Annotated in this window: 29 protein-coding genes and 1 pseudogene; 14 read left to right on the top strand and 16 right to left on the bottom strand. The window is 62.8% G+C overall.

Going from position 1 to position 26,019, the window contains the following annotated elements; translation table 11 throughout:
* Positions 1 to 157: 157 nt before the first annotated feature.
* The 3 genes from aptA (at position 158) to GYB81_RS20085 (ending at position 4,316) form a co-directional block, all read left to right on the top strand.
* Positions 158 to 1,504 (top strand): omega-aminotransferase AptA, encoded by a 1,347-nt coding sequence (gene aptA, locus GYB81_RS20095; RefSeq protein WP_161867265.1) that lies wholly within the window; start codon positions 158 to 160, stop codon positions 1,502 to 1,504.
* Between the two features lie 161 nt (positions 1,505 to 1,665).
* Complete coding sequence (locus tag GYB81_RS20090) at positions 1,666 to 3,162, top strand: CoA-acylating methylmalonate-semialdehyde dehydrogenase (RefSeq protein ID WP_161867264.1); 1,497 nt, start codon at positions 1,666 to 1,668, stop codon at positions 3,160 to 3,162.
* 326 nt (positions 3,163 to 3,488) lie between these two features.
* A complete protein-coding gene (locus GYB81_RS20085) occupies positions 3,489 to 4,316 on the top strand; it encodes an arylamine N-acetyltransferase family protein (RefSeq protein WP_161867263.1) in 828 nt (275 codons plus the stop codon).
* Between the two features lie 427 nt (positions 4,317 to 4,743).
* Here the strand turns inward: GYB81_RS20085 and GYB81_RS20080 are convergent, their stop codons facing one another.
* The 8 genes from GYB81_RS20080 to GYB81_RS20045 all read right to left on the bottom strand — a co-directional run bounded on the left by GYB81_RS20080 (position 4,744) and on the right by GYB81_RS20045 (position 11,848).
* On the bottom strand, positions 4,744 to 6,255 hold the full coding sequence (locus GYB81_RS20080) for a SulP family inorganic anion transporter (RefSeq protein ID WP_161867262.1): 1,512 nt from the start codon (positions 6,253 to 6,255) through the stop codon (positions 4,744 to 4,746).
* An 83-nt stretch (positions 6,256 to 6,338) separates the two neighbouring features.
* Positions 6,339 to 7,070 carry a carbonic anhydrase gene (locus GYB81_RS20075; RefSeq protein WP_306342690.1) on the bottom strand — a complete coding sequence of 244 codons (732 nt, stop codon included), beginning with the start codon at positions 7,068 to 7,070 and terminating at the stop codon, positions 6,339 to 6,341.
* A 293-nt stretch (positions 7,071 to 7,363) separates the two neighbouring features.
* Positions 7,364 to 7,600 carry a hypothetical protein gene (locus tag GYB81_RS20070; RefSeq protein ID WP_161867261.1) on the bottom strand — a complete coding sequence of 79 codons (237 nt, stop codon included), beginning with the start codon at positions 7,598 to 7,600 and terminating at the stop codon, positions 7,364 to 7,366.
* 230 nt (positions 7,601 to 7,830) lie between these two features.
* On the bottom strand, positions 7,831 to 8,163 hold the full coding sequence (locus tag GYB81_RS24795; protein WP_233787642.1) for a hypothetical protein: 333 nt from the start codon (positions 8,161 to 8,163) through the stop codon (positions 7,831 to 7,833).
* Positions 8,164 to 8,285: 122 nt separating this feature from the next.
* Positions 8,286 to 9,932 (bottom strand): chaperonin GroEL, encoded by a 1,647-nt coding sequence (groL, locus tag GYB81_RS20060; protein WP_161867260.1) that lies wholly within the window; start codon positions 9,930 to 9,932, stop codon positions 8,286 to 8,288.
* A gap of 48 nt (positions 9,933 to 9,980) precedes the next feature.
* The gene (locus GYB81_RS20055; RefSeq protein ID WP_021700385.1) at positions 9,981 to 10,274 is read right to left on the bottom strand and encodes a co-chaperone GroES; all 294 of its coding nucleotides are present in this window, start codon (positions 10,272 to 10,274) and stop codon (positions 9,981 to 9,983) included.
* Between the two features lie 324 nt (positions 10,275 to 10,598).
* On the bottom strand, positions 10,599 to 11,048 hold the full coding sequence (locus GYB81_RS20050) for an FxsA family protein (protein ID WP_161867259.1): 450 nt from the start codon (positions 11,046 to 11,048) through the stop codon (positions 10,599 to 10,601).
* Between the two features lie 65 nt (positions 11,049 to 11,113).
* The gene (locus GYB81_RS20045; RefSeq protein WP_161867258.1) at positions 11,114 to 11,848 is read right to left on the bottom strand and encodes a HugZ family pyridoxamine 5'-phosphate oxidase; all 735 of its coding nucleotides are present in this window, start codon (positions 11,846 to 11,848) and stop codon (positions 11,114 to 11,116) included.
* Between the two features lie 108 nt (positions 11,849 to 11,956).
* On the opposite strand from GYB81_RS20045, the gene GYB81_RS20040 reads away from it, so the two are divergent.
* Complete coding sequence (locus GYB81_RS20040) at positions 11,957 to 12,715, top strand: SDR family oxidoreductase (protein WP_161867257.1); 759 nt, start codon at positions 11,957 to 11,959, stop codon at positions 12,713 to 12,715.
* 147 nt (positions 12,716 to 12,862) lie between these two features.
* Here the strand turns inward: GYB81_RS20040 and GYB81_RS20035 are convergent, their stop codons facing one another.
* Positions 12,863 to 13,831 (bottom strand): polyprenyl synthetase family protein, encoded by a 969-nt coding sequence (locus GYB81_RS20035; protein WP_161867256.1) that lies wholly within the window; start codon positions 13,829 to 13,831, stop codon positions 12,863 to 12,865.
* 246 nt (positions 13,832 to 14,077) lie between these two features.
* Here GYB81_RS20035 and rplU point away from each other — a divergent pair, with 246 nt between their 5' ends.
* From rplU to GYB81_RS20010, 5 genes are all read left to right on the top strand, one after another.
* Positions 14,078 to 14,389 carry a 50S ribosomal protein L21 gene (gene rplU, locus GYB81_RS20030; protein WP_004424548.1) on the top strand — a complete coding sequence of 104 codons (312 nt, stop codon included), beginning with the start codon at positions 14,078 to 14,080 and terminating at the stop codon, positions 14,387 to 14,389.
* 37 nt (positions 14,390 to 14,426) lie between these two features.
* Positions 14,427 to 14,684, top strand: a complete 258-nt coding sequence (rpmA, locus tag GYB81_RS20025) for a 50S ribosomal protein L27 (RefSeq protein WP_003240427.1) — start codon at positions 14,427 to 14,429, stop codon at positions 14,682 to 14,684.
* 166 nt (positions 14,685 to 14,850) lie between these two features.
* Positions 14,851 to 16,071 carry an Obg family GTPase CgtA gene (gene cgtA, locus GYB81_RS20020; protein ID WP_003240429.1) on the top strand — a complete coding sequence of 407 codons (1,221 nt, stop codon included), beginning with the start codon at positions 14,851 to 14,853 and terminating at the stop codon, positions 16,069 to 16,071.
* Positions 16,072 to 16,152: 81 nt separating this feature from the next.
* Positions 16,153 to 17,271: a glutamate 5-kinase gene (gene proB, locus GYB81_RS20015; RefSeq protein WP_161867255.1), complete on the top strand. Its 1,119-nt coding sequence runs from the start codon at positions 16,153 to 16,155 to the stop codon at positions 17,269 to 17,271.
* A 9-nt stretch (positions 17,272 to 17,280) separates the two neighbouring features.
* The gene (locus GYB81_RS20010; RefSeq protein WP_161867254.1) at positions 17,281 to 17,742 is read left to right on the top strand and encodes a CreA family protein; all 462 of its coding nucleotides are present in this window, start codon (positions 17,281 to 17,283) and stop codon (positions 17,740 to 17,742) included.
* Positions 17,743 to 17,799: 57 nt separating this feature from the next.
* On the opposite strand, the gene mqo is transcribed toward GYB81_RS20010, so the two are convergent.
* Both mqo and GYB81_RS20000 read right to left on the bottom strand, forming a co-directional pair.
* Entirely contained in the window at positions 17,800 to 19,296 is a 1,497-nt protein-coding gene (gene mqo / locus GYB81_RS20005) for a malate dehydrogenase (quinone) (RefSeq protein ID WP_161867253.1), read from the bottom strand.
* A 462-nt stretch (positions 19,297 to 19,758) separates the two neighbouring features.
* On the bottom strand, positions 19,759 to 19,989 hold the full coding sequence (locus tag GYB81_RS20000) for a hypothetical protein (RefSeq protein WP_161867252.1): 231 nt from the start codon (positions 19,987 to 19,989) through the stop codon (positions 19,759 to 19,761).
* A 165-nt stretch (positions 19,990 to 20,154) separates the two neighbouring features.
* On the opposite strand from GYB81_RS20000, the gene GYB81_RS19995 reads away from it, so the two are divergent.
* A complete protein-coding gene (locus GYB81_RS19995) occupies positions 20,155 to 20,739 on the top strand; it encodes a YajG family lipoprotein (protein WP_161867251.1) in 585 nt (194 codons plus the stop codon).
* Between the two features lie 61 nt (positions 20,740 to 20,800).
* On the opposite strand, the gene GYB81_RS19990 is transcribed toward GYB81_RS19995, so the two are convergent.
* Positions 20,801 to 21,007 carry a hypothetical protein gene (locus tag GYB81_RS19990; protein WP_024309472.1) on the bottom strand — a complete coding sequence of 69 codons (207 nt, stop codon included), beginning with the start codon at positions 21,005 to 21,007 and terminating at the stop codon, positions 20,801 to 20,803.
* A gap of 272 nt (positions 21,008 to 21,279) precedes the next feature.
* Between GYB81_RS19990 and GYB81_RS19985 the strand changes: the two genes are divergently transcribed.
* Positions 21,280 to 21,555 carry a hypothetical protein gene (locus GYB81_RS19985; RefSeq protein ID WP_161867250.1) on the top strand — a complete coding sequence of 92 codons (276 nt, stop codon included), beginning with the start codon at positions 21,280 to 21,282 and terminating at the stop codon, positions 21,553 to 21,555.
* A 64-nt stretch (positions 21,556 to 21,619) separates the two neighbouring features.
* Here the strand turns inward: GYB81_RS19985 and GYB81_RS19980 are convergent, their stop codons facing one another.
* Both GYB81_RS19980 and GYB81_RS19975 read right to left on the bottom strand, forming a co-directional pair.
* On the bottom strand, positions 21,620 to 22,783 hold the full coding sequence (locus GYB81_RS19980; RefSeq protein ID WP_161867249.1) for a 1-acyl-sn-glycerol-3-phosphate acyltransferase: 1,164 nt from the start codon (positions 22,781 to 22,783) through the stop codon (positions 21,620 to 21,622).
* 286 nt (positions 22,784 to 23,069) lie between these two features.
* On the bottom strand, positions 23,070 to 23,390 hold the full coding sequence (locus tag GYB81_RS19975; RefSeq protein ID WP_161867248.1) for a hypothetical protein: 321 nt from the start codon (positions 23,388 to 23,390) through the stop codon (positions 23,070 to 23,072).
* 292 nt (positions 23,391 to 23,682) lie between these two features.
* On the opposite strand from GYB81_RS19975, the gene GYB81_RS19970 reads away from it, so the two are divergent.
* Genes GYB81_RS19970 through GYB81_RS19960 form a run of 3 tightly spaced genes read left to right on the top strand, consistent with a single transcriptional unit; the run spans position 23,683 to position 24,770 of the window.
* Entirely contained in the window at positions 23,683 to 23,865 is a 183-nt protein-coding gene (locus GYB81_RS19970; RefSeq protein WP_161867247.1) for a CPXCG motif-containing cysteine-rich protein, read from the top strand.
* On the top strand, positions 23,865 to 24,125 hold the full coding sequence (locus GYB81_RS19965; RefSeq protein WP_161867246.1) for a putative signal transducing protein: 261 nt from the start codon (positions 23,865 to 23,867) through the stop codon (positions 24,123 to 24,125). The genes GYB81_RS19970 and GYB81_RS19965 overlap by 1 nt, the downstream gene beginning before the upstream one ends.
* Positions 24,126 to 24,152: 27 nt before the next feature.
* Positions 24,153 to 24,770: an SOS response-associated peptidase gene (locus GYB81_RS19960; protein WP_161867245.1), complete on the top strand. Its 618-nt coding sequence runs from the start codon at positions 24,153 to 24,155 to the stop codon at positions 24,768 to 24,770.
* 30 nt (positions 24,771 to 24,800) lie between these two features.
* On the opposite strand, the gene GYB81_RS25320 is transcribed toward GYB81_RS19960, so the two are convergent.
* Positions 24,801 to 25,643 (bottom strand): methyl-accepting chemotaxis protein, encoded by an 843-nt coding sequence (locus tag GYB81_RS25320; RefSeq protein WP_418801343.1) that lies wholly within the window; start codon positions 25,641 to 25,643, stop codon positions 24,801 to 24,803.
* A gap of 15 nt (positions 25,644 to 25,658) precedes the next feature.
* A pseudogene (locus tag GYB81_RS25315) lies at positions 25,659 to 25,859 on the bottom strand (HAMP domain-containing protein); the annotation flags it as partial.
* Positions 25,860 to 26,019 lie beyond the last annotated feature (160 nt).

Genomic DNA, 26,019 nt, shown 5'->3' with positions numbered 1-26,019 from the left:
TGAAGATAAGAAGAGTATTGTTTTACTGACTCTATGCCCGTGGCACCTTAACTGGCAACTGACGCTGTATCTGTGGGAGGCGCTTCAGCGGCGACAGTCGCGGCTAAAGCCCCTCCCACATTGTCCCGAACACGCCGCCACTGCCGAGGCCATCCCGATGAACATGCCGCAGACCGCAACTCCGTCCCTGGCCAGCCAGCTCAAGCTGGATGCGCACTGGATGCCGTTCTCCGCCAACCGCCAGTTCCAGCGCGACCCGCGCATCATCGTCGGTGCAGAAGGCAGCTGGCTCACCGATGACCAGGGCCGGAAGATCTACGACAGCCTGTCCGGCCTGTGGACCTGCGGCGCCGGCCACTCGCGCAAGGAAATCCAGGAGGCCGTGGCCAAGCAGCTCGGCACCCTCGACTATTCGCCGGGCTTCCAGTACGGCCATCCGCTGTCGTTCAAGCTGGCCGAGCAGGTCGCCGACCTGATGCCGGGCGAGCTCAACCATGTGTTCTTCACTGGCTCCGGCTCCGAGTGCGCCGATACCGCGGTGAAGATGGCCAAGGCCTACTGGCGCCTGAAAGGCCTGGCTTCCAAGACCCGTTTCATCGGCCGCGCCCGTGGCTATCACGGCGTCAACATCGCCGGCACCTCGCTCGGCGGCATTGGCGGTAACCGCAAGATGTACGGCCAGCTGATGGATGCCGACCACCTGCCGCACACCCTGCAACCGGGCATGGCCTTTACCAAGGGCATGGCCGAAACCGGCGGCGTGGAGCTGGCCAACGAACTGCTCAAGCTGATCGAACTGCACGACGCCTCCAACATCGCCGCGGTGATCGTCGAGCCGATGTCCGGTTCGGCCGGCGCCATCGTGCCGCCGGTGGGCTACCTGCAGCGCTTGCGCGATATCTGCACGCAGCACAACATCCTGCTGATCTTCGACGAAGTGATCACCGGCTTCGGCCGCATGGGCAAGTGGAGCGGCGCGGAGTTCTTCGGCGTCACTCCGGACCTGATGAACGTCGCCAAGCAGATCACCAACGGCGCCATCCCGCTGGGTGCGGTGATCGCCAGCAGCGAGATCTACAACACCTTCATGCAGCAGCCGTCGCCGGAGCACATGATCGAGTTCACCCACGGCTACACCTACTCGGCGCACCCGGTGGCCTGCGCCGCCGGCCTGGCGACGCTGGAGTTGCTCCAGCGCGAGAACCTGATCCAGCAGTCCGCCGAGCTGGCGCCGAAGTTCGAGGCCGCCCTGCACGGCCTGAAAGGCACCAAACATGTGGTCGACATCCGCAACTGCGGCCTGGCCGGCGCCCTGCAGATCGCCCCGCGTGACGGCGATGCGGTGATCCGTCCGTTCGAGGCCGGCATGGCCCTGTGGAAGGCCGGTTTCTACGTGCGCTTCGGCGGCGACACCCTGCAGTTCGGCCCGACCTTCAACGCCAAGATCGAAGACCTCGACCGCGTCTTCAACGCCGTTGGCGATGTGCTGAACAAACTCGACTGATGCCTTGCTCCCCTCTCCCGCTTGCGGGGCGTAAGCGGAAATAGCGAAGCACCGCTTCGCCCGCTGAAGCGCCCTGAGCTCTGCGAAGGGCCGGGGCGCGGAGCGGGGGCCGGGGGAGAGGGTGTCTCTCCCCAATACCCGATTTCTTGATGGAGAACCTTATGAGCCATATCCCCCACCTGATCAACGGCGAGCGCGTTGCCGGCAACGAGCGCAGTGCCCCGGTGTACAACCCGTCCACCGGCGACTCCACCGCTGCCGTCGGCCTGGCCGACCGCGCCACCATGCAGCTGGCCATCGACGCCGCCAAGGCCGCCTTCCCGGCCTGGCGCAACACGCCGCCGGCCAAGCGCGCGCAGATCATGTTCCGCTTCAAGCAACTGCTGGAGCAGAACGAGAACGAAATCGCCGCGCTGATCAGCGCCGAGCACGGCAAGACCATCGAGGACGCAATCGGCGAACTCAAGCGCGGCATCGAGAACGTCGAGTTCGCCTGCGCCGCCCCGGAAATCCTCAAGGGCGAGTACAGCCGCAACGTCGGCCCGAACATCGACGCCTGGACCGACCTGCAGCCCATCGGCGTGGTGGCTGGCATCACCCCGTTCAACTTCCCGGCCATGGTGCCGCTGTGGATGTACCCGCTGGCCATCGTCTGCGGCAACTGCTTCATCTTGAAGCCCTCCGAGCGCGATCCCAGCTCCACCCTGTTCATCGCCGAGCTGGCGCAGCAGGCCGGCCTGCCCAAGGGCGTGCTGAACGTGGTCAACGGCGACAAGGACGCAGTCGATGCACTGATCGAAGCGCCCGAGGTCAAGGCCCTGAGCTTCGTCGGTTCGACCCCGATCGCCGAGTACATCTACAGCGAAGGCACCAAGCGCGGCAAACGCGTGCAGGCCCTTGGCGGCGCCAAGAACCACGCCGTGCTGATGCCCGATGCCGACCTGGACAACGCCGTCAGCGCCCTGATGGGCGCGGCCTACGGCTCCTGCGGCGAGCGCTGCATGGCCATCTCCGTGGCCGTGTGCGTAGGTGACCAGATCGCCGATGCGCTGGTGGAGAAGATCGTCCCGCAGATCCAGGCGCTGAAGATCGGTGCCGGCACCTCCTGCGGCCTGGACATGGGCCCGCTGGTCACCGCCGCTGCGCGCGACAAGGTCAAGGGCTACATCGACGCCGGCGTGGCCCAGGGCGCAAAGCTGGTGGTCGACGGCCGCGGCCTGGTGGTACCGGGCTTTGATAATGGCTTCTTCGTCGGCGGCACCCTGTTCGACCGGGTCACCCCGGAAATGACCATCTACACCGACGAAATCTTCGGCCCGGTGCTGTGCATCGTCCGTGTCGGCAGCCTGGAAGACGCCATGGCCCTGATCAACGATCACGAGTACGGCAACGGCACCTGCATCTTCACCCGTGACGGTGAAGCCGCGCGCCTGTTCTGCGACGAGATCGAAGTGGGCATGGTCGGCGTCAACGTGCCGCTGCCGGTGCCGGTGGCCTACCACAGCTTCGGCGGCTGGAAGCGCTCGCTGTTCGGCGACCTGCACGCCTACGGTCCGGATGGCGTGCGCTTCTACACCCGCAAGAAGGCCATCACTCAGCGCTGGCCGGCGCGCAAGAGCCACGAGGCGGCGCAGTTCGCCTTCCCCAGCAATGGCTGAGTGAGCTGACGCGTTGCACGAAAGGGCCGGTCGCGAGACCGGCCTTTTTCATTGGTGGGCGTTATGAGGCAGACACCGGGACACCTGTAGGAGCGGCTTCAGCCGCAAAACTGCAGCCACCTGGGGGGTTGCGTGATCGCTCCCACGCTCAGCATGGGGGCCTGTAGCCTCGGCCGCTCTGCGGCCGTTACGGTGGATGCGCGGAGCGTCACGGGCCGCATACCCACGCGGAGCGTGAGGACGATCAGACGGGCTATCGACCCGATAGATATCTCCCCTCTGCCGCCTCTGGTACAACAGCCGGCAGGTAAAAAGGGAGAAGCACGATGACCGAAGCATTCCAGCTGGATCTGCACACATACCTAGGGCGCCTGGGTTACTCGTCGGCGCCGCCAGCGACGCTCGACACCCTGCGCGAGCTGCAGGCGCGGCACACCGCCGAATTTCCCTTCGAAACCCTGGCCAGCATGCTGCGCGTGCCGGTGGAGGTCGAACCTGCCGCGATTCAGGACAAGCTGCTGCGTCAGGGCCGTGGCGGCTACTGCTTCGAACTCAACCGCCTGTATCTGCTCCTGTTGCAGGCGCTGGGCTTCGACGCGCGCGGGCTGACCGGCCGCGTGGTCATGGGCGGCCCGGAAGATGCCCTGCCGGCGCGCACTCATATGCTGGTGCTGGTGACCATCGATGGCGTGCGCTACATCAGCGACGTCGGCTTCGGCGGGATGGTGCCGACCGGCCCGCTTTTGCTCGACAGCGAGGCGGAGCAGGCCACGCCGCACGAGCCCTATCGCCTATCGCTGGTGGACGGCACCTACACCCTGCGCGCCCTGGTGGCTGACACCTGGCGGGCGATGTACGTGTTCGATCTGCAGAAGGTGGCGGATATCGACTACGTGGTGGGCAACTGGTACGTGTGCACCCACCCGGATTCGCCCTTCCTCGGCCAGATGATCGCCGCCCGCACCGGGCCCGGCCTGCGCAAGACGCTGAACAATGGCAGCTTCGCCATCCACCGCCTGGGGCAGGCGAGTGAGCGGGTGCAGTTGCAGAGTGTCGATGAGGTGCTGAGGGTGTTGCAGGAGGAGTTTGGTATTCAGGTGCCGGACCATCCTGAGCGGCGGGAAATCATCGAGCGGCTGATCACGGGGGCCTGAAGGCAAGGCCGCGGGTATCGCCACGCTCTTGTAGAAGCGGCTTCAGCCGCGACCCGAAGCCACCCAAATCCGTAGGAGCGGCTTTAGCCGCGAAAATCTCGGAAGCCTCGAAGGCCTGCTGAGATTGCTGAAGGCCCGCGATCAGTTCCCCTCTCCCGCTTGCGGGAGAGGGGCTAGGGGAGAGGGGCTCTTGCTCTTACTTGAGCCCAGCACTCCGACGCCGCAAATTCGTCGTGCGTAATTACGGTTGATTCGCTTCGCTCACCCTCCGGGCCAGCCTGCGGCTGTTACTACGCTTCGCTTCGTATCGCCCTTACGGCGACTCACTTTTTTCAAACGCCGGATGGCCGGCCCCGCCCAAAGGAAGCAAAAGGTCTGTCCCCAGTCTGGCTCACTCACCGGCCAGTGTGAGTGAGCCGCGCTGCATTCAGGCCAGCGCCGTGCGCTGTCTACCTTCCACCCGACGCTTCAACGCCGCTCCTTCGACGATCTCCAAGCCGCCGCCCTGGGCGCGGGCTGAGCGGTCCCAGTCTTCCAGCAGTTCCATGCAGGCATGGTCGATATAGCTGACCCGCGCCAGGCTCAGATGCAGGCGTGTGCTGGGCTCGACGCTGGCCAGCAGCTTGGCCAGTTGTGGCACACGGAGGAAGGTGGCGGCGCCGCTCATGCGCAGTTCGGCGCTATCCGGGCCGGTGGGCACCAGCTTCACGCGCAGACGCGAGGCATTCCACACCAGCTTCAAAAGGGTCAGGGCGAAGCCCACCAGCACACCGGTCAGCAGGTCGGTGAAGACGATGCAAAGCGCCGTGGCGGCGTAGATGAACACCGGGGCGCGCCCGTACTGGCCGAGGTTGCGCATGGCCTTGGGATCCACCAGTTTGCAGCCGGTGTACACCAACACCGCACCGAGGCTGGCCACCGGAATGCTCTGCAGCACGCCGGGCAGCAGGGCGACCAGGGCCAGTAGCCAGGCGCCGTGGAGTATGGTCGAGGCGCGGCCGCGAGCACCGGCTTGCACGTTGGCCGAGCTGCGCACGATCACGCCGGTCATCGGCAGGGCGCCGACCGCGCCACAGAGGATGTTGCCGATACCCTGGGCGGACAGCTCACGGTTGAAGCGCGCACGCGGGCCGTCGTGCATGCGATCCACGGCGGCCGCAGACAACAGCGTCTCGGCGCTGGCGATAAAGGCCAGGGCGAGGGCGGCGATCAGCAATTGCGGGTCGGCCAGGCTGGCCAGTCTTTGCGGGGTGATCCAGTCGATGGCATCACCGAGGTTGGCCGGCAGCTCGACGCGCTTGACCGGCAGTGCCAGCAACAGGCTGGTGAGGGTGGCGAGGGTCACGCCCACCAGGGCGCCGGGCAGAAAGCGCAGCGGCGCCGGGCGAAAGCGCTCCCACAGCCAGATGCTGGCAATGGTGCCGAGGCCGATCATGCCGGCGATCATGGCGTTGCCGCTGGCCAGGCTTAGGGCGTCGCGCACCGCTGCGGGGAAGGCCAGCAGATTGTCCAGGCCCGAGGCCCTGGGCGCCGCATCGATCATCACGTGCACCTGCGACAGCACGATGAGGATGCCGATACCGGCGAGCATGCCGTAGACCACCGCCGGTGCGGTGACGCGAAACCAGCCGCCCAGACGCAAGGTTCCGGCGGCCAGCTGGATCAATCCGGCCAGCAGTAGCACCGGGCCGAGGGCAGCCATGCCGTGGGTGCGTACCAGCTCGAATACCAGTACCGCCAGCCCTGCCGCCGGGCCGCTGACCTGCAGCGGCGCGCCGGCCAGGAAGCCGACCACCAGACCACCGATGATGCCTGTGATCAGGCCTTTGGCCGGTGGCATGCCGGAGGCGATGGCGATGCCCATGCACAAGGGCAGGGCGACGAGAAAGACCACGACGGACGCCAACGCGTCCCGTGGCAATGTGCGAAACAGGTTCATGGGGATCTCCTGGCCCGACTTGCGGGCAAAAGCAGCCCGTGCCCGCCTCCATTTATGAAGGCAGGCTCGGGGAAATGAATGGGTCAGGCGCTGGCGTAACGAGGTTGCGGGGTGGCGCAGGGCTGCTCGTCACCGTCGAGCGGGAGGAAGTTGCCCGAGGCGGCGTCGTAGGCGCGGATGCCACCACTGTCGATGTCGTAGACCCAGCCATGAATCTGCAACTGACCACTGGCCAGGCGCGCGGCGACGGAAGGGTGGGTGCGCAGGTGGTCGAGCTGGGCCACCACGTTTTCCTCGGTCAGCACGCCGAGGGTTTCGTGCGTACTGCCGCAGTTGCAGTTGTCTGCCACCACGCTGCGCGCCACTTCGGCATGGCGCAGCCAGGCGCGCACGGTGGGCATGCCATCGAGGCTGGCGGGGTTGAGCACGGCCTTCATCGCGCCGCAGTCGGAATGGCCGCAAACGATGATGTGCTGCACGCCAAGGGCGAGCACGGCATATTCGATGGCGGTGGAGACGCCGCCATTCATCTGACCGTAAGGCGGCACCACGTTACCCACGTTGCGGGTGACGGACAGGGTGCCGGGGGCGCTCTGGGTAATCAGCTCGGGAACGATGCGCGAGTCGGCGCAGGTGATGAACATGGCGCTGGGTGCCTGGGCCGATGCCAGGCGCTTGAACAGTGCCTGTTGCTGCGGGTAGACCTCCTGCCGAAAACGGCGAAAGCCCTGCACCAGTTGGTGCAGGGCTTGCTCGGCCTGGTCCTTGGCTACGGGGCGCAGTGGGGTACCGGTTCGGGAAGCGGTTGAGTTCATCGTTGCATCTCCTGTCATTTTCATGAGTGACGTTCTCGACTGCTGACCAAACGCCTGTGACCGGTCGGTCACTTCCGCCGCAACGATAAGGATTCTTACTTAAACAAACCTGAATGAGCTGCTCTAAAACGCCACTATGCGCGCGCTACACTGGCGCGAGAGGGAGCGGTGGGCCGATCTGTTGGCGACATCGATAGCCAGGAGATTGCGCAGATGGCCATGCAGCGAGGCAGGTATTGGCGAGCCACCCAGCGCTGCTGGTTGGCCCGCCAGAAGGGTAGGGCGTGAGGGGGTTAATGCTCGCCTTTCATCGCGCCGCTCAGGCCGAACATCAGTACCAGCAGGTTGGCATCCGGCTTCACGGCGGGCTGTACCTGCTTGCGCAAGGGCGCTGTGGGGCAGGGCTGGGTGGAAGAGCAGTCGCGCGCTTCCACTATGCGTGGGCCGGGTTCCTGCCAGGCCGCAGCGGCGACCGCCGTTACGCTGAGGGCGAGGCCGAGGAACAAACCTCGTGCTATTTCTAGTTTCATTTTGCTAACCCCTTGAAAGCGCTGCCAAACGCTGTTCGCTAAACCTAGATCACCAATCACCTGGTCGTAGCCTTGTGCGACGAACGGTCATCGAGCATGGCTGGCTCCGTCTGGGTGGTGCTGGGACACGGGCCTTGACTGTTGGTTCAGGCAAAGATGCCGGTAACGCCTTAAACGTAACCTTAGGTGCCGGTTACGGCGCTCTGTAACAGCCGGCCCGACGCTTGTAGTTACCTGCAGACCAACTCGTTACCGGGCGCCAGCGTGCAAGATAGAGCCACTTCCTGTTGGGGATGAGGCAAATGGAACGGTGCTTCACGATAGAGCGCTGCCGGCGCCGCGCCGGCAGGTCGCTTGTTCAGGCAAGAGCTGTGCCGAGCCCCCTGGGGCCATCTGGGAAGATCCTGCCAGCGGGCCAGGCGCATGCGCGCGCGAGTCGCGCCGACGAGTTGCAGCAGCTGGGTGTGCACCGCCTCGCCGCATGCTTCATGGCCGCCCTGGGCATACCGGCGTTCGATGTCCTCGAAGTCTTCCAGCGCTTCAGCACCAGTAGGCCTTGCCAAGTCCAGACTCCATGACCCATGTTCGGTTTTGCGTCGCTGGTGCGACTGCTTCCCTTTGCCCAGACAATAAAAAACCCCGCGACGGGCGCGGGGTTCTTGTAACAGCTCAGGGGCTGGTCGGCTTACATCATGCCGCCCATGCCACCCATACCGCCCATGCCACCCATGTCAGGCATGGCCGGAGCCTTGTCGTCAGCCGCTTCGGCAACCATGGCCTCGGTGGTGATCATCAGGCCGCCAATGGAGGCAGCAGCCTGCAGGGCAGAACGGGTGACCTTGGCCGGGTCGAGAATACCCATCTCGATCATGTCGCCGTAGGTGTCGGTAGCGGCGTTGAAGCCGAAGTTGCCCGAACCCTGCTTGACCTTGTCGACCACTACGCTCGGCTCGCCGCCAGCGTTGGAAACGATCTGACGCAGCGGCGCTTCGACAGCGCGACGCAGCAGAGCGATACCGACGTTCTGGTCTTCGTTGTCGCCCTTCAGACCTTCGATGGCCTGCAGAGCGCGCACCAGAGCTACGCCACCGCCAGGTACCACGCCTTCTTCCACTGCAGCGCGGGTAGCGTGCAGGGCGTCTTCAACGCGGGCTTTCTTCTCTTTCATCTCGACTTCGGTGGCAGCGCCAACCTTGATCACGGCAACACCGCCAGCCAGCTTGGCCAGACGCTCTTGCAGCTTCTCTTTGTCGTAGTCGGACGAGGTTTCTTCGACCTGCTTGCGGATCTGTGCAACGCGGGCTTCGATGTCGACCTGAGCACCAGCGCCATCGATGATGGTGGTGTTGTCCTTGTTCAGGACGACGCGCTTGGCGTTACCCAGGTGCTCCAGAGTGGCGCTTTCCAGGGACAGGCCAACTTCTTCGGAGATTACGGTGCCGCCGGTCAGGATGGCGATGTCCTGCAGCATGGCCTTGCGGCGGTCGCCGAAGCCCGGCGCCTTCACGGCAGCGACCTTGACGATGCCGCGCATGTTGTTGACGACCAGGGTAGCCAGGGCTTCGCCTTCGACATCTTCAGCCACGATCAGCAGCGGACGGCCGGCTTTGGCGACGGCTTCCAGTACCGGCAGCAGTTCGCGGATGTTGCTGATCTTCTTGTCGACCAGCAGCAGCAGCGGGCTGTCCAGCTCGGCAACCATGGTGTCCGGCTTGTTGATGAAGTACGGCGACAGGTAGCCGCGGTCGAACTGCATGCCTTCTACGACGGACAGTTCGTTTTCCAGGCCCGAGCCTTCTTCAACGGTGATGACGCCTTCTTTGCCGACCTTGTTCATGGCTTCGGCGATGATGTCGCCGATCGAGTTGTCGGAGTTGGCGGAGATGGTGCCTACCTGGGCGATGGCCTTGGAGTCGGCGCACGGCTTGGCCAGGTCTTTCAGCTGAGCAACGATGGCGCTGGTGGCCTTGTCGATGCCGCGCTTCAGATCCATCGGGTTCATGCCGGCAGCAACGGACTTCAGGCCTTCGTTGACGATGGCTTGAGCCAGAACGGTCGCGGTGGTGGTGCCGTCACCGGCAGCGTCGTTGGCCTTGGAAGCTACATCCTTGACCAGCTGGGCGCCCATGTTTTCGAAGGCGTCTTTCAGTTCGATTTCCTTGGCAACCGACACACCGTCTTTGGTGATGGTCGGGGCACCGAAGGATTTGGCCAGAACCACGTTACGGCCTTTCGGGCCGAGGGTGGCTTTGACGGCGTCGGCCAGTACGTTGACGCCAACGAGCATTTTCTTGCGGGCGGAATCGCCAAACTTGACTTCTTTAGCAGCCATTTTGATCAGTCCTCAAATTCTTGAAGGTTAAACGGAGATTCGTGGGAATCAGGCTTCGATGACAGCGAGGATTTCGTGCTCGCCCATGACCAGCAGGTCTTCGCCGTCGACTTTGACGGTGTTGCTGCCGGAGTACGGGCCGAATACCACCTTGTCACCGACCTTGACGGCCAGCGGACGGACTTCGCCGTTATCCAGAACCTTACCGGTACCGACGGCAACGACTTCACCCTGGTTCGGCTTCTCGGCGGCCGAACCCGGCAGCACGATGCCGCCTGCGGTTTTGGTCTCTTCTTCGCTGCGACGGATCACGACGCGGTCATGCAGAGGACGAAGCTTCATTGTCGATCTCTCCTAACAATTGAATGGCCAACTTGCCGACTCTTGCTTGGTCGGCGGGTTTGTAAAATCCGGCGAGGCCGGGTGCGGCACGCTGGGCGTACCGCGAAAGTTGGACTGCCTCAGCGGGCAGGCACCTTGCGGTGACTGCTACATGTGGGCGGGCAAGGGCATTTCAAGGGGAGGGGGTGAAAATTTTTGCGCAGCGGAGGGGGATATCGCACAGCGCAGTCCGATGCCAGCGTTGCGCTTGAGTAGAAGCCGGCTCACCGGCGATCAGCCTGAGCGGGATCGTCGGCAAGCCGCCTTCTACAGGTGCTGCATGGATCAGTCGCGGCGTTCGTACTCGCCTTCGAGGACATTTGGGCGGGTTTGCCCGGAGCGGGCAGCCTGGTCGTCGAAGAAGGCGCGCTGGCGCAGTGCCTGTTCCTCGGCGCGGCGGCGAATCTTGCCGACCAGCAGACGACGGGTGAAAGGAATCAGGCAGAGCACGCCGAAGATGTCGCTGATGAAACCCGGCAGCAGCAGCAGGCCACCACCGACGGCGATCAACAGGCCTTCGAGCATTTCCTGCTCGGGCAGTTCGCCGCGCGAGAGTTTTTCCCGGGCACGCCAAGCGGTCGCGACCCCGGCGACGCGCAGCAGGATACTGCCAAGCACCGCGGTACCGATGATCAACAGCAGGGTGGGCAACACGCCAATGGCGCTGCCGACCTTGATCAGTAACGCCAGCTCGATGATCGGAAAGAGCAGAAAGAGAAACAGAAACGCGCGCATTTTCAGAGGGTCCTTGGCGGAAGCGAGCTTCCAGTAGGAGTTAAGTATGGGGTTGTGGCCTGAATTCAAGCTGAAGCCAAACCGTCGGTCGGCCAGCTCTCGGCGCGAGCCAGCATCACCAGGGCTTCACGCACCTGTCCCGGGTTGTTGCAGGATGTTGGAAAGGCCAGCCAGTGCAGGCTTTGGCCAATGCGCAGGTGAAAGCCTTCTCTGTCGACACCGACCATCTGCGCCGGTTCATGCCGGGGCAGGCCTGCAAGTTCGACGTAATGCGCGATGGCCTTGGCGTGATCCTCATTCATGTGCTCGACCATGCTCGCTTCGCTGCCATCTGCCGCAAAGGGATTGGCCAGGGCGACCTGGTCGAGCCAGTGAATGGCGCCGAAGCCGCCGATGAAGCGCCAGCGCACCGGCTCCAGCCGCCAGAAATCGAAATCATGCGCCCGGTGGTAGTCGCGTGACTGGGGGAAAAAGCGGTAATAACGTTGTGCGGCCGCTTCGATTTCGCTCTCGTCATGCAACTGTCGTGCTTCGGCGAGCAAAGTGAGGCGGCCGACCGCCTGCACATCCTCTGCGCCACGCTCGCCAACCAATAGCGAACATTTGGCGTCCTGCCCGAGATTATGGGTGTGCTGGGCGATGCGGCTGATCAGGATCAGTGGCCGGCCCTCGGCATCCAGGCAGTAGGGCACCACCGACCCGAACGGGAAACCCGGCATGGCCTTGGAGTGGGTGCTGAGCACGCCACGGTATTCCTTGAGCAGCAATTCTCGTGCATGCTTGCCGGCTTTCACGCTCACCTTATGACTCCTCGCAAAGAATCCGTCAGAAACGGACAGACGCCCTAGCATAGCGGCTAGCGGGCATCAGCGGGGTCGCTAAATGCTGCACCTTGAGGGGATAAAGCGATGCAACTGAAAGACAAAGTCATCATCATCACTGGCGGTTGCCAGGGACTGGGCCGCGCCATGGGTGAGTACCTGGCGGCCAAGGGCGCCAAGCTGGCGCTGGTCGATCTGAACCAGGAAAAGCTCGATGAAGCCGTGGCCGCCTGCAAGGCCGCCGGTGGCGATGCCCGTGCCTACCTGTGCAACGTGGCCAATGAAGAGCAGGTCACGCACATGGTCGCCCAGGTGGCCGAGGATTTCGGCGCCATCAACGGCCTGGTCAACAATGCCGGCATCCTGCGCGATGGTCTGACCATCCGCGTCAAGGACGGTGAGATGACCAAGATGAGCCTGGCGCAGTGGCAGGCGGTGATCGACGTCAACCTGACCGGTGTGTTCCTCTGCACCCGAGAAGTGGCGGCGAAGATGATCGAGCTGGGCAACCAGGGCGCCATCGTCAACATTTCCTCGATCTCCCGTGCCGGCAACATGGGCCAGGCCAACTACTCCGCGGCCAAGGCCGGTGTCGCTGCCGACACCGTGGTCTGGGCCAAGGAGCTGGCGCGCTACGGCATTCGCGTGGCGGGCGTGGCGCCGGGCTTCATCGAAACCGAGATGACCGCCAGCATGAAGCCGGAAGCCCTGGAGAAGATGACCTCCGGCATTCCACTCAAGCGCATGGGCAAACCGGCCGAGATCGCCCATTCGGTGGCCTACATCCTGGAAAACGACTACTACACCGGTCGCATCCTGGAACTGGACGGCGGCCTGCGCCTGTAATCGGCTGCGCCTGAACGCAAAACGCCCCGACTGGTTCGGGGCGTTTTTGTTTGAGTTGTTGCTATGTATCGCCAGCCTGTAGCCCGGATGCAATCCGGGGCGGATCGCTTGGGGTAAGGCTTTCCCGGATTACATCCGGGCTACTTCTTAGTGCGTGCGGGCAACGGCGAAGCGGCTCAGCTCGATCAGCGCGTCGCGGTACTCGCCGGCCGGCAGTACGTCCAGGCAGGCGATGGCGCGTTCGGCGTAGTCGCGGGCGAGTTGTGCGGTGTAATCCAGCGCGCCGGCTGCCTCGACCGCAGCGCGGATGCTTTCCAGGTCTTCGATGCCACCTTTCTGGATCGCGCGGCGTACCAGTGCAGCTTGCTCCTCAGAGCCTTCACGCATGGTGTAGATCAGTGGCAGGGTCGGTTTGCCTTCGGCCAGGTCGTCGCCGACGTTCTTGCCGAGCTCTGCCGCGTCGCCCTTGTAGTCGAGCAGGTCGTCGACCAGCTGGAAGGCGATGCCCAGGTGGTCGCCGAAGGTGCGCAGGGCTTCATGCTGTGCTTCGTTGGCGCCCGCCAGCGCCGCGGCGCTGTGGGTCGAGGCTTCGAACAGCATTGCAGTCTTGCCGCGGATGACTTCCATGTAGGTCTCTTCCGTGGTGCTGGCGTCGCGTACCTTGGACAGCTGCAGCACTTCGCCTTCGGCGATGACGCGGGTGGCGTGGGAGAGAATCTTCATCACCGGCATGGAGCCGAGTTCGACCATCATTTCGAACGAGCGCGAATAAAGGAAGTCGCCCACCAGCACGCTCGGTGCGTTGCCCCACTGGGCATTGGCAGTGCTGCGGCCACGGCGCATATCGGACATGTCGACCACGTCGTCATGCAGCAGAGTGGCGGTGTGCAGGAATTCGATGGTGGCGGCCAGCAGACGCAGGTCGTCGGCCTGATAGCCCAGCGCGCGGCCGCTGAGCAGTACCAGCAGCGGGCGCAGGCGCTTGCCGCCAGCGGAGATGATATAGTCGCCGATCTTTTCCACCAGCGGCACGCGGGAAACCACCTGCTGGCGAATGATGCCATCGACGGCAGTGAAATCGTCCGCTACCACGCGGTAGAAAGCCTGGGGTTGCATCGGCTACTGGTGCTCCTTTGAGGTTGCGCGGCATGCTAGGTGGCGGGGTGGGGGCTGTCAAGGCAAGTGCCGCCAGCCCTTGCGCAGCGTTCGGCGCTTGCGTACAATCGCGCACCCTGAACTTCCCCCTGGGCATTTCCCTGCCTTACGCAATTGCAAGGGTGTCACTTCCGGCCCCGAGCAGCCATGCCAGCCAATAACGACTTTTCTAAAGCGCTGGGTGAGCAGGATTAACGGAGATTTACCATGTACGCAGTAATTGTTACTGGTGGCAAGCAATACAAAGTCACCGAAGGCGAATTCCTCAAGATCGAGAAGCTCGAAGTCGCTACCGGCGAAGCCGTGACTTTCGATCGCGTTCTGCTGATCGGCAATGGCGACGACGTTCAGATCGGCGCTCCGGTCGTAGACGGCGCTAAAGTGGTTGCCGAAGTCGTTTCGCAAGGTCGTCACGACAAAGTGCGCATCATCAAGTTCCGCCGTCGTAAGCACCACATGAAGCGTCAGGGCCACCGTCAGTGGTTCACTGAGATCAAAATCACCGGTATCCAGGCCTGATTCGTCGGCCCCGATCCCTTTATAGGAGTATTGACTCATGGCACACAAAAAAGCTGGCGGTTCTACCCGTAACGGCCGCGATTCCGAAAGTAAACGCCTTGGCGTGAAAATGTACGGTGGTCAGGTCATCAAGGCCGGCAACATCATCGTTCGTCAGCGCGGCACCGAGTTCCACCCGGGTTTCGGCGTGGGCATGGGCAAGGACCACACCCTCTTCGCCAAGATCGAAGGCGTGGTCAAGTTCGAAGTGAAGGGCGCTTTCGGCCGTCGCTACGTGAGCGTCGTTCAGGCCTAATCGCCTACGCGCTGGAAAAGCCCTGTCCGTAGGACGGGGCTTTTTTGTTTCTGTATCCTTGGGTTCTTGCCCGATGACCCGTAACGCCACGCTGCCTGCGTGGGGTCATCCGGCAAGGGCCTTTACGTTGTTCTGTTGACCCGCAGCTCTTGCGGGAGGCGTATCCATGAAATTTGTCGACGAAGTTTCGATTTTTGTAAAAGCCGGTGACGGCGGTAACGGCATGATGAGCTTCCGCCGCGAGAAGTTCATCGAGAAGGGCGGCCCCAACGGCGGGGACGGTGGCGACGGTGGCTCGGTCTTCCTCGAGGCCGACGAGAACCTCAACACCCTGATCGATTACCGCTACACCCGCAAATTCCACGCGCAGAACGGCGAGAAGGGCGGCAGCACCGACTGCACCGGCGCCAAGGGCGAGGATCTGATCCTGCCGGTACCGGTCGGCACCACGGTGATCGACGTGGCCACCCAGGAGGTGATCGGCGATCTGGTCAAGGCCGGTCAGCGTCTGATGGTCGCCCAGGGCGGCTGGCACGGGCTGGGCAACACCCGCTTCAAGTCCAGTACCAACCGTGCACCGCGTCAGACCACGCCAGGTAAACCGGGTGAGTCGCGCGATCTCAAACTGGAGCTGAAAGTGCTGGCCGACGTCGGCCTGCTCGGCCTGCCCAATGCCGGCAAGAGCACTTTCATCCGCGCCGTATCCGCAGCCAAGCCGAAAGTCGCCGATTACCCCTTCACCACCCTGGTGCCGAACCTGGGGGTGGTCAGCGTCGACCGCTTCAAGAGCTTTGTTGTCGCCGACATTCCCGGTCTGATCGAGGGCGCTTCCGAGGGCGCCGGTCTGGGCATTCGCTTCCTCAAGCACCTGGCACGTACCCGCCTGTTGCTGCACCTAGTGGACATGGCGCCGCTGGACGAGAGCGATCCGGCCGAAGCGGCGCAGGTGATCATCGACGAGCTGGGCCGCTTCAGCCCGGCGCTGGCCGAGCGCGATCGCTGGCTGGTGCTGAACAAGATGGACCAGGTGCCCGAGGACGAGCGCGAGGCGCGCAAGGCCGATATCGTCGCCCGTCTGAACTGGCAGGGGCCGGTCTACGTGGTGTCGGCCATCAGCCGCGACGGCACCGAGCGCATCAGCCGCGACATCATGCATTACCTGGAAGTGCGTGCCGAACGCATCGCCGAAGACCCGGTATTCGCCGAGGAGCTGGCCGAGCTGGATCAGCGCATCGAGGACGAGGCGCGTGCCCGTCTGCAGGCGCTGGACGACCAGCGTGCACTGCGTAAATCCGGTGTGCGTAGCGTCGACGATATCGACGAAGACGACGACTTCTTCGATGATGAAGACGACGACGGCCCGGAAATCATTTACGTCCGGGATTAAGCAAATTTCCAACGCCGCTTAATTGCGGCGTTTTTGTAGGTGGGGTGGGCCCCATCGTTTTCTGGCTAAGGTTGGAAGATCATGCGTGACAAGGTGACCGGCGCACGGCGCTGGGTGGTGAAGATCGGCAGTGCGCTGCTGACCGCCGACGGGCGTGGCCTGGATCGTGCGGCCATGGCGGTTTGGGTCAAGCAGATGGTGGCGCTGCGCGAGCAGGGCGTCGAACTGGTGCTGGTGTCCTCCGGCGCTGTGGCGGCCGGCATGAGCCGTCTGGGCTGGACCAGCCGACCTAGCGCGATGCATGAGCTGCAGGCGGCCGCGGCCATCGGTCAGATGGTGCTGGTCCAGGCCTGGGAGTCGAGTTTCGCCGAACATGGCCGTCGCACCGCGCAGATCCTTCTGACCCACGACGACCTCTCCGACCGCAAGCGCTACCTCAATGCGCGCAGCACCCTGCGCACCCTGGTTGACCTCGACGTGGTACCGGTGATCAACGAGAACGACACCGTGGTCACCGATGAAATCCGCTTCGGCGACAACGATACCCTGGCCGCGCTGGTGGCCAACCTGGTGGAAGCCGACTTGCTGGTGATCCTCACGGATCGCGACGGCATGTACACCGCCGATCCGCGGCACAATCCCGATGCCGAGCTGATCCATGAGGCGCGTGCCGACGACCCGGCGCTGGACGCCGTGGCCGGTGGCGTGGGTGGCGCGCTGGGCCGTGGCGGCATGCAGACCAAACTGCGCGCTTCGCGCCTGGCGGCACGTTCCGGCGCGCACACCGTCATCGTTGGCGGTGCCATCGAGCAGGTGCTGGCGCGGCTCAAGGCCGGCGAGCGCCTGGGTACCCTGCTGGCGCCCGAGCGCGGCCTGCTGGCGGCGCGCAAGCAATGGCTGGCCGGCCACCTGCAGACCCGCGGCACCCTGGTGCTGGACGCCGGTGCGGTGAAGGCGCTGAGCCAGGACCGCAAAAGCCTGCTGCCGGTGGGTGTGAAGGCGGTGCAGGGCAGTTTCCGCCGTGGCGAAATGGTGGTCTGCGTTGCTCCGGACGGTCGCGAAGTGGCACGTGGCCTGGTCAACTACAGTGCCCTGGAAGCCCAGAAGATCATCGGTAAGCCGTCCGATGCCATCGAGGGGCTGCTGGGCTATGTCGATGAGCCGGAACTGGTGCATCGAGACAATCTGATCCTCGTCTAAGGAGCATGTATGCGTCCGTTCAAGGGAGTGTTGCTGAGCCTGCTGATGCTGCCCGGTGTGGCACTGGCCGACACCATCGGTGAGGTGTCTACGGTATTCAAGTGGGTGGGGCCGAATGACAAGATCGTCGTCGAGGCCTTCGATGATCCCAAGGTGTCGGGCGTGACCTGCTACCTGTCGCGAGCCAAGACCGGTGGCGTGAAGGGGGGGCTGGGGCTGGCGGAGGATCGCGCCGAGGCGTCCATCGCCTGTCGCCAGGTCGGGCCCATTGCATTCAAGGGCAAGCTCAAGGATGGCGAAGAGGTGTTCAAGGAGCGCACCTCGCTGGTATTCAAGACCATGCAGGTTGTGCGCTTCTTTGATGCCAAGCGCAATACCCTGGTGTACCTGGTCTATAGCGACCGGGTGATCGAAGGTAGCCCGCAAAATGCGGTGACGGCCATTCCGATCTTGCCCTGGGGGCAGCAGTAGCTCTAAAGGCGCCCATAAAAAAACCGCCCACAGGGGCGGTTTTTTCATACCTGGCGATCAGCTGGGTATGTCCAGTTGCAGGCGCTTGTTCGATTGCGTCTGCACCTCACGGTAGCGCTCGGCATCCTTGGACAGGACATCGGCCATGGCCGGGAATATCTCGTCCAGCTTGGTGCTCCAGCCTTCGCTCCTGGCCTGCTCGGGGAAGCAGCGGCGAATCAGGTCGAGCATGATCGACACGGTCACCGAGGCACCCGGCGAGGCGCCGAGCAGGGCGGCGATGGTGCCGTCCGCAGCTGCCACCAGTTCGGTACCGAACTGCAGGATGCCGCCGTTCTTGTTGTCCTTCTTGATGATCTGCACGCGCTGACCAGCCACTTCCAGGCGCCAGTCCTCGGCCTTGGCCTCCGGGTAGAAGCCGCGCAGGGTTTCCAGGCGCTGCGATTCGGACTGCATCACTTCCTTGATCAGGTAGCGGGTCAGGTCCATATTGTCGCGCGCCACCGCCAGCATCGGGCCGAGGTTGTTGGGGCGTACCGACAACGGCAGGTCGAGGAACGAGCCGTGCTTGAGGAACTTGGTGGTGAAGCCGGCATAGGGGCCGAACAGCAGGGACTTCTTGCCGTCCACCACGCGGGTGTCGAGGTGCGGCACCGACATTGGCGGCGAGCCCACGGCAGCCTGGCTGTAGACCTTGGCCTGGTGCTGCTTGACGATTTCCGGGTTGTCGCAACGCAGCCACTGGCCGCTTACCGGGAAGCCGCCGAAGCCCTTGCCTTCGGGAATCCCGGACAGTTGCAGCAGCGGCAGCGCGCCGCCACCGGCACCGAGGAAGACGAACTTGCTCTTGAGCTTGCGTGTGGCGCCGGAGCGAGTGTCCTTGATGTCCACCAGCCAGCCATCACCGTCGCGCTTGAGGTCGGTGACCTTCTGGTTGCAGATGACCTTGGCGTTGGGCTGGCTGGTCAGGTAGTTGAGCATCTGCTCGGTGACCGCGCCGAAGTTCACGTCGGTGCCGGCCTGTACTCGAGTCATCGCCAGTGGTTCGCTGGTGTCACGGCCCGGGATCAGCAGCGGTGCCCATTCGGCGATGGTGGCGCGATCCTCGGTGTATTCCATTTCGGTGAAGGCATGATGCTGACGCAGGGCCTCGAAGCGCTTCTTGAGGAAGGCGATGCCGCTGTTGCCGCGCACGAAGCTCATGTGCGGAACCGGATTGATGAAAGACTTTGGCGCGTTGATCGCACCCTTCTCGATCAGGTAGGCCCAGAACTGCTTGGATTCTTCGAACTGCGCGTTGATGGTGACCGACTTCTTGATGTCGATGCTGCCATCCGCGCCTTCCGGGGTGTAGTTCAGCTCGCACAGGGCGGCATGGCCGGTGCCTGCGTTGTTCCAGGGGTTGGAGCTTTCCACTGCGCCGGACTCACGCAGCTCCACCACTTCCAGGGTGATGCCGGGGTTGAGCTCCTTGAGCAGCACGCCCAGGGTTGCGCTCATAATGCCAGCACCTACCAGCACCACATCTACGCTTTGGTAATCGTTACGCGCCATTAACCTCTCTCCAAGAAAAACTGCACCAGATGGACGGCCGTTTGGCCTTTAAGGGCGACACCGGCTGACTCAGGCGAAAAGCCCTGTCATTCGGAGGGGAGGGTCAAGGCTGGGGTTTGCGGACGCAAAACTGTTCATCTGTTCGCCACACTCTTGTGAAGTTTGTAAAAACCGTTTTTTCACGCTCTTTTGGAGCGGTGAACCTCAAAAGCTCGACTGCCTAGGCGCGCTTTTGCCCGTGCAAAACATGCAATGCATGGCTGCTATCGGCTCTGCATATGGGCTAAAAGCGGCTGGCCAGACTTGGCAGCGCGAAGTGGGCGACTCTCTGGGGCGGGGCGATGACGTTGCATCGGCGAGGTCGTGCGGCCCGATCAGGAGACGTCCTTATAATCGGGGCGTGATTATAACGGTGAATGAGGGGAATTGATCGCCCCTGCGTGACTTTTATTCTTCCATCGGTCAGGCCGCCAACGGGTGAGCGGCCTGTGCCTGTGTGACGACCGGCGTGATACGGGCTGCGGCAGGTAGCGGAGCGCCGAGCCAGGAGAGGCTCGGTTCACGAACTTCCACCCAGCCAGCCTGGCCCGGCTGTTCCTGCATCTGACGCAGGGCTTGGCAAATCCCCTGAGCATCGATCAGGGCGAAATGGCGCATCGGACGAGAGCGATTGAACAGGCGGCGCAGCATCATGGCGAAGGCTTCAGCGTGGTGACGTCTGCTTTATGCCACGAGGCGGTGACAGGCTGATGACAGGAACCGCGATGGCCCGCTGGCAGTCTTATCCTGCACTACTGTCGGCCCCAGGCCGCGCTGGGTATACTGCCGGCCACTTTTACCTCACTCGGAGAGATGAGCATGCTGCACCGTGCGTTGATCGCCTTGCTTGCTGCCGCCAGCCTGACTCTGGCCGGTTGCGCCCTCAGCCCTCAGCAACTCACGCCGCAACCCAAACTTACCAGTTCGCTGACCCCGGTGGGTCAGGGCCAGCCGGTAGTGGTGCGCGTGGTTGATGGTCGCCCTTCGCCGGTGCTTGGCACCCGTGGCGGCCTGTATCCGGAAACCAGCTCGATCAGCGTCAGCGCTGAGCATGTGCTGCCCAAGCTGCAGGCCGAGGCCGAGGCTGCCGTGCGTCTGCTCGGTTTCACCCCGTCGCCCAATGCCTATAACGCGCCGCAGCTGACCATCACGCTGGCGGAGCTGAAGTACCAGTCGCCGAAAGAGGGCATGTACGTGACCGAGGCTGATATCTCCGCTTCGATCCGTGCTGACGTACAAGGCGGCAGCCGCCGCTATACCGGTCGTTATGGTGCATCGCTGAACCAGCGCTTTGGTAGTGCGCCGAACCAGCAGACCAACAGCAAACTAGTGGGCGACGTGCTCAGCGATGCGCTGACCCGCGCGTTCAAGGACCCGACCATTGGCCAGGTCCTGCTGCAGTAATTCATGACGCCGCGAACGAAAACGCCCCGCATTGCGGGGCGTTTTCGTTTGTCTCGCAGCTTCAAGCCGCTTCGGCATAGAACTCCGGCAAGCACATGCCGGTGCGGTTATCGATGTCCGGCAGGTCATAGTGCTCATGGCCACCCAGCGCGCAATACACCAGCCAATGCTGATCCTGGACGTTGAAGGAAAGTTCGTCGACCACGGCGTCCACTTCATCCAGCGAGTCGATCAGGTAATCGCGATCCAGCGGTTGTGAATTGAGCATGGCGGGTCCTCCACGGACATTGAGGTTTGGCTCCAGCACAGTCGTGACTGCTTGGTCACTCTGAGAGATACAAACCCTAGGCCAGACATGTGACAGTTTTCAGACGATTTCGGGATAGCGGGCTGCGTTCGTCGGAAACGAACCTTATAAAAGCGGGATTTCAGTACACTGCGCGACGACTTTTCGGGGGCTGAAGCGCATCTGTTTCAGCCGCAATCCCCATTCTGGTGCGGTGATGCGCTCACTGCACCATGCTGTTCTCGAGGTGTTGCATGTCGCTGCAGGTGTTGTGGTCGCTGTTCCTCGCTCATCCTGCCGGAGCGGTGAATTCGCTGGCGTTGTTCTTTGCCGTGGCCGGTAGCTGGTTGTGCCTGATGACCCGCTTGCGCGAGCAGCGCGGTGTGGCGCGCGTGCTGGCTCAGGGTGAACTGGACGAGAGCGAGGTACAGGATGATCGCACCTTGCGCATCAATCGCTTCTTCTATCGTTTCGGTGCCATTTGTCTGGGGGCGGCTCTGCTGTTGTCCTGGTTCAGCACGCGGCTTTGATGCCTGAGCGATAAACGAAAACGGCAGCCCAGTGGCTGCCGTTTTCGTTTGTGTGGGATGCGCCTTACAGAGGCAGACCGGCTTTGATCCGGTACTGATTACGCACCGGGTTGGCGTACTGCAGGATCAGGAAGGGCCTTTGCTCTGCGCTGCAGGCGTTCAAGCGCTTTTGCCACTCGGCTTCAGCCTTGGCCAGCTCCGCGGCCGGGAACAGCTCGCTCGCCGCCGGCACCTTCAGCTCGGCCTCACGGCCCTCCCACATGGCGTAGGCCAGGTAATGCACGGGGAACAGGCGGTATTGGCCGAGGATGTGACGGTCCAGCGCCTGCGCCAGCTGCTTGGTGTCCTCCAGGCCACCTACCGGCGGGCCGAAGTGCAGGTGCACACGGCCCTTGTAGCCGGTGATGCCAAGAGCAATGCTGGCGTCGTCTTCTCCCGGCGCCTTGGTGTAGCTGCCGGTGGCGGCGCGTACGCTCAGCTCGCGGGCCTTGGCCAGATCGCAGGGGTCGTATTCATAACTGATCGACACCGGGATCAGGTTCAGCGAGTCGATCACGCTGGCGAACGGCTCGTCCTTGCGACTCATGTGGAACATCTTGAGGATGGCCGAGTCGGTGCGGTCATCACCATCCTTGGCGCGGCCCTCGGCCTGGGCGATCCAGATCGATTCGCCGTCTTCGCGGATCGAGTGATTGATATAGGCGGAGAGCAATTGATAAGCCGCCAGCTTCTCACGTCGGCCGCTGATCGAACGATGCACGATGAAGCTCTTGTTCAGGCGCATCAGATCGCTGACGAAGGGGCGTTGCAGCAGGTTGTCGCCGATGGCGATGCGCGGTGTCTGCAGGCCGGCATGGTAGACGGCGTAATTGACGAAGGCCGGGTCCATGACGATGTCGCGGTGGTTGGCCAGATACAGATAAGGCTTGCCCGGCTGCAGGTGCTCCAGGCCGGAGTAGCTGATGCCGTCGCTGGCGTGCTCGATGGTGCGGTCGATGTATGGCTCGATCTTTTCCTGCAGGCCGGCCACCGAGTCGATGCTGGCGAATTCGCCGCGCAACCGCGCAGCGATCAGTGGCTTGAGCAGCCAGCCGAGCGGCCCGGCCAGCCGCGGGAAGCGAAAACGGGTGAGGGTGCCGAGAAACGCCGGATCGGCGAGCAGGCGCTCCAGTACGGGGCGCACTTCTGTATCGGCATAGGGTCGGATGGCATCGAATGCGCCCATCATGCTCTCTTGTGAACGGCTAGGTGGAAAAGGTTTCTGCTTGAACAGGGTGAGCAGTAGACCGGCGATTATAGCGCCAAGTCACAGCCAATCCGCGAAGTGGCACAGGTGGCCTGCCGGAGCAGAACGGACTGGGGCGCGAAGGAACCGGGATGGGCTGCAGAGCAAAATCACGCACGCTGAGAAAAGGGCATCTCGATCTGTGCGATGGACAGTTGAGGATCCCGGCTTTCAAGTTCCCCCTGAAAGCCGGGATTGAAAAGCGCTGATGCGCGATCAGGTCAGCGAATCAGTAGTTTTTGAGTTTTCGCATTTCCCACAGTCTTGCGTAGCGGGTTCGGTGGATAGGCTGATTGGCAAATGTGGGCAGATTTTTAGGGCCGTAGTTCTGTACAACTCTAACTATTTCTCCTTCGTTCGTTTTCTCCGAAAGTTCAAACTTAATTGCCCGAATGACTTCCTGCGTTGCGCAGGTATGGTCAATGACTCGCCTGATTTTACGATCACCTTGTTTTACCGAGATAAGAACCGAACCATCGGGTCGAGACTTGGCAGTCACCACACAATCGCAGGTCATTGGTTCAAATTTCTTTTCTGCGGACATAGACATTTAAGTTCCCTCAATGGATGTTAAATGACTGAGCAGGGCAGAAATTAGTTAATAGATAACAACATGCAAGGCAAGGCGATGAATGGTAGTGCTCGCTATTATCTTGATGGCATATCTGTATAAGTTTTTTTTAGTTTTCGGGGTGTTGGTAAAGTTGCTGTAAAAGGTTTTCCCTGAAGGTGTGACGTGAGTCAAAAACGATGGCTACACTGAGCTTAGCGGCACCGTTGGTCAGCGACCGACGCAAGGCAAGGGCCTGTTGCCTGGCATCATCATATGAGGAGCCCATCAGGTGTTGGAAAGCGAGGCGTACTACTGTCCTTATTGTGGCGAGCCAGGCGAGGCGCTTCTCGATCTTTCAGGCGGTGATCAGTCCTATATCGAAGACTGTGCGGTGTGCTGCCGGCCGATTCAGTTCGAGCTGCGTACGGACGGCGTCGAATGGGAGCTGCATATACGTGCGGAGAACGACTGATGCAACGGATCTACGAGCCGGAGAACCTTCTGGAAGGTCAGATGCTGGTGGATATGCTGGCCAGCGAAGGTATCGAGGCGCATCTGCTGGGTCAGCATCTGGTCGGCGCGGTGGGGGAGCTGCCTGCCTGCGGCCTGCTCGGCGTGGTTGTCGCCGACGCCGAGGCGGAGCGGGCGCGAACGCTGATCGCTGAGTACAATGCCGCGCAACCAGTGCCTGGCGATGAGCCAGAGTCTTTCCAGGGTGTGTTGCTCTGCTGACCCGCCCCCTGCCTGTCGAGTCGTTTCATGTGTGGACGTTACGCCCTGTTTCGCTGGTCGCCCGCTTTTGCTGCGCTGCCCGGTTTTCCCGCTGACCAGAAACCGCACTGGAACCTGGCGCCCAACGGCCAGGTGCTGATGCTGCGCACCGGAGAGGCCGGGCCGCAGGCAGCAGCAGCGCGATGGGGGCTGACGCCGCCCTGGCTCAAGGATCTTTCCAAGACGCCGGCGCATGCACGCGCCGAAACCCTTGCCGAGCAGCCGATGTTCCGTGAAGCCTTTCGCCGGCGTCGCGCCCTGCTGCCGGCCAACGGTTTCTATGAGTGGCGGGGTACGGCGCGCAAGCGGCCGTACTGGATGACCAATGGCGACTCGCTGATGTATTTCGCGGCGTTATGGGAGGTGTATCCGGTCGGCGGGCATGAGTATCTGAGCGTGGCCCTGATTACCCAGGAGGCCGCGACACTGCGTCGGCCGCTGATTCTCTGTGAGCATGAGCAGGCGTTGTGGCTGGACGACGATACGCCCGCCGAGCAATTGATGGCGTTGTTGGCCAAGCCGCAGATTGCGTTACGCGAGCGTGCGCTGGCAACGCTGGTCAACGATCCGAAGCTGGACGCGCCGGAGTGTCTGACTCCGGCTTGAGGTTGTCCTGCGGCGCCGTTGCGCTGTCCTTTACACCTTGAACTGATTGATCAGGCGCCGCTGCTGTTCGGCCAGCTTGGTCAGCTGGGCACTGGCCTGGCTGGCTTCGTCGGCGCCGCCAGCCACCTCGTTGGCCACCTGGCCGATGTTGGTGACGTTACGGTTGATATCCTCGGCCACGGCGCTCTGCTGCTCGGCCGCACTGGCGATCTGCGTATTCATGTCGTTGATTACCGACACCGCCTGGGTGATGGACTGCAGCGATTGTGCAGCCTGGTTGGCGTGTTCCACGCTGTCGTCGGTCTTGCTCTGGCTCTGTTCCATCACCTTGACCACTTCGCGCGTGCCCTGCTGCAGTTGCTGGATCATGCTCTGGATTTCTTCGGTGGCCTGCTGGGTCTTCTGCGCCAGGTTGCGCACCTCATCGGCGACCACGGCGAAGCCACGGCCCTGCTCGCCAGCGCGTGCGGCCTCGATGGCAGCGTTGAGCGCCAGCAGATTGGTCTGCTCGGCGATGCCGCGAATGGCGACGAGAATGGCGTTGATGTTCTCGCTGTCCTTGGCCAGGTTTTGCACCACACTTACGGCGCGGCCGATCTCGCTGGCCAACGCGGCGATGGCCGCCGAGGTTTCCTGTACCACCTGTTTGCCCTGATTGGCTGCGCGGTCGGCGTGGTTGGCCGCTTCGGCTGCATGAGTGGCGTTGCGTGCGACGTCCTGGGCGGTGGCGGTCATTTCATGCACTGCAGTGGCGACCAGCTCGATTTCCGCCAGTTGCTTTTGCACGCCCTGGTTGGTGCGGATGGCGATGTCGGCGGTGTGTTCGGAGGAATCACTGACCTGCTGCACCGAGGTCACCACGGACGCGATCATGCTTTGCAGTTTGGCCAGGAAGGCGTTGAAGCCCGCCGCGATCTGTCCCAGTTCGTCCTTGCGGTCGACTTGCAGGCGTACGGTGAGGTCGCCGTCGCCCTTGGCAATATCGTCGAGCATGCCGACCATCTGCCGCAGCGGGCGGGCGATGCCGTAGCCCACGAACCAGATCACCAGCAGGCCCAGAGCGGCAATCAGCAGGCCCACCAGGGTCATGCCCAGGGTGTCGCCATCGCGCTGCTCGGCCAGATCGCTCTGCAACTGGAGCAGATCGGCCATCACTGCCTTCAGCGGCAGCACCAGCATCAGCACCCAGCGCGTATCGCTCTGGCCGATGTTGAAACTGAGAAACAGCTCGATATGACTGTGCTCTGGA

It is taken from the genome of Pseudomonas yangonensis (assembly GCF_009932725.1).
In the GTDB taxonomy this organism is placed as follows: Bacteria; Pseudomonadota; Gammaproteobacteria; order Pseudomonadales; family Pseudomonadaceae; genus Aquipseudomonas; species Aquipseudomonas yangonensis.
Note: the sequence above shows the minus strand (reverse complement) of the source record. Positions and strands in the feature narration are given on the sequence as shown.

Coding starts and splice junctions, on each gene's coding strand:
- GYB81_RS20010 (WP_161867254.1), top strand. CDS start 17,281: ATGCGTCCGTTCAAGGGAGTGTTGCTGAGCCTGCTGATGCTGCCCGGT.
- GYB81_RS19995 (WP_161867251.1), top strand. CDS start 20,155: ATGCTGCACCGTGCGTTGATCGCCTTGCTTGCTGCCGCCAGCCTGACT.
- GYB81_RS20035 (WP_161867256.1), bottom strand. CDS start 13,831: ATGCAACCCCAGGCTTTCTACCGCGTGGTAGCGGACGATTTCACTGCC.
- GYB81_RS20080 (WP_161867262.1), bottom strand. CDS start 6,255: ATGAACCTGTTTCGCACATTGCCACGGGACGCGTTGGCGTCCGTCGTG.
- mqo (WP_161867253.1), bottom strand. CDS start 19,296: ATGGCGCGTAACGATTACCAAAGCGTAGATGTGGTGCTGGTAGGTGCT.
- GYB81_RS20075 (WP_306342690.1), bottom strand. CDS start 7,070: ATGAACTCAACCGCTTCCCGAACCGGTACCCCACTGCGCCCCGTAGCC.
- proB (WP_161867255.1), top strand. CDS start 16,153: ATGCGTGACAAGGTGACCGGCGCACGGCGCTGGGTGGTGAAGATCGGC.
- GYB81_RS20040 (WP_161867257.1), top strand. CDS start 11,957: ATGCAACTGAAAGACAAAGTCATCATCATCACTGGCGGTTGCCAGGGA.
- GYB81_RS19985 (WP_161867250.1), top strand. CDS start 21,280: ATGTCGCTGCAGGTGTTGTGGTCGCTGTTCCTCGCTCATCCTGCCGGA.
- GYB81_RS20085 (WP_161867263.1), top strand. CDS start 3,489: ATGACCGAAGCATTCCAGCTGGATCTGCACACATACCTAGGGCGCCTG.
- GYB81_RS19990 (WP_024309472.1), bottom strand. CDS start 21,007: ATGCTCAATTCACAACCGCTGGATCGCGATTACCTGATCGACTCGCTG.
- GYB81_RS25320 (WP_418801343.1), bottom strand. CDS start 25,643: ATGATCGCGTCCGTGGTGACCTCGGTGCAGCAGGTCAGTGATTCCTCC.
- rplU (WP_004424548.1), top strand. CDS start 14,078: ATGTACGCAGTAATTGTTACTGGTGGCAAGCAATACAAAGTCACCGAA.
- GYB81_RS20000 (WP_161867252.1), bottom strand. CDS start 19,989: ATGATGCTGCGCCGCCTGTTCAATCGCTCTCGTCCGATGCGCCATTTC.
- aptA (WP_161867265.1), top strand. CDS start 158: ATGAACATGCCGCAGACCGCAACTCCGTCCCTGGCCAGCCAGCTCAAG.
- GYB81_RS19965 (WP_161867246.1), top strand. CDS start 23,865: ATGCAACGGATCTACGAGCCGGAGAACCTTCTGGAAGGTCAGATGCTG.
- GYB81_RS20055 (WP_021700385.1), bottom strand. CDS start 10,274: ATGAAGCTTCGTCCTCTGCATGACCGCGTCGTGATCCGTCGCAGCGAA.
- GYB81_RS19980 (WP_161867249.1), bottom strand. CDS start 22,783: ATGATGGGCGCATTCGATGCCATCCGACCCTATGCCGATACAGAAGTG.
- cgtA (WP_003240429.1), top strand. CDS start 14,851: ATGAAATTTGTCGACGAAGTTTCGATTTTTGTAAAAGCCGGTGACGGC.
- GYB81_RS19975 (WP_161867248.1), bottom strand. CDS start 23,390: ATGTCTATGTCCGCAGAAAAGAAATTTGAACCAATGACCTGCGATTGT.
- GYB81_RS20050 (WP_161867259.1), bottom strand. CDS start 11,048: ATGCGCGCGTTTCTGTTTCTCTTTCTGCTCTTTCCGATCATCGAGCTG.
- GYB81_RS20090 (WP_161867264.1), top strand. CDS start 1,666: ATGAGCCATATCCCCCACCTGATCAACGGCGAGCGCGTTGCCGGCAAC.
- groL (WP_161867260.1), bottom strand. CDS start 9,932: ATGGCTGCTAAAGAAGTCAAGTTTGGCGATTCCGCCCGCAAGAAAATG.
- rpmA (WP_003240427.1), top strand. CDS start 14,427: ATGGCACACAAAAAAGCTGGCGGTTCTACCCGTAACGGCCGCGATTCC.
- GYB81_RS20070 (WP_161867261.1), bottom strand. CDS start 7,600: ATGAAACTAGAAATAGCACGAGGTTTGTTCCTCGGCCTCGCCCTCAGC.
- GYB81_RS19960 (WP_161867245.1), top strand. CDS start 24,153: ATGTGTGGACGTTACGCCCTGTTTCGCTGGTCGCCCGCTTTTGCTGCG.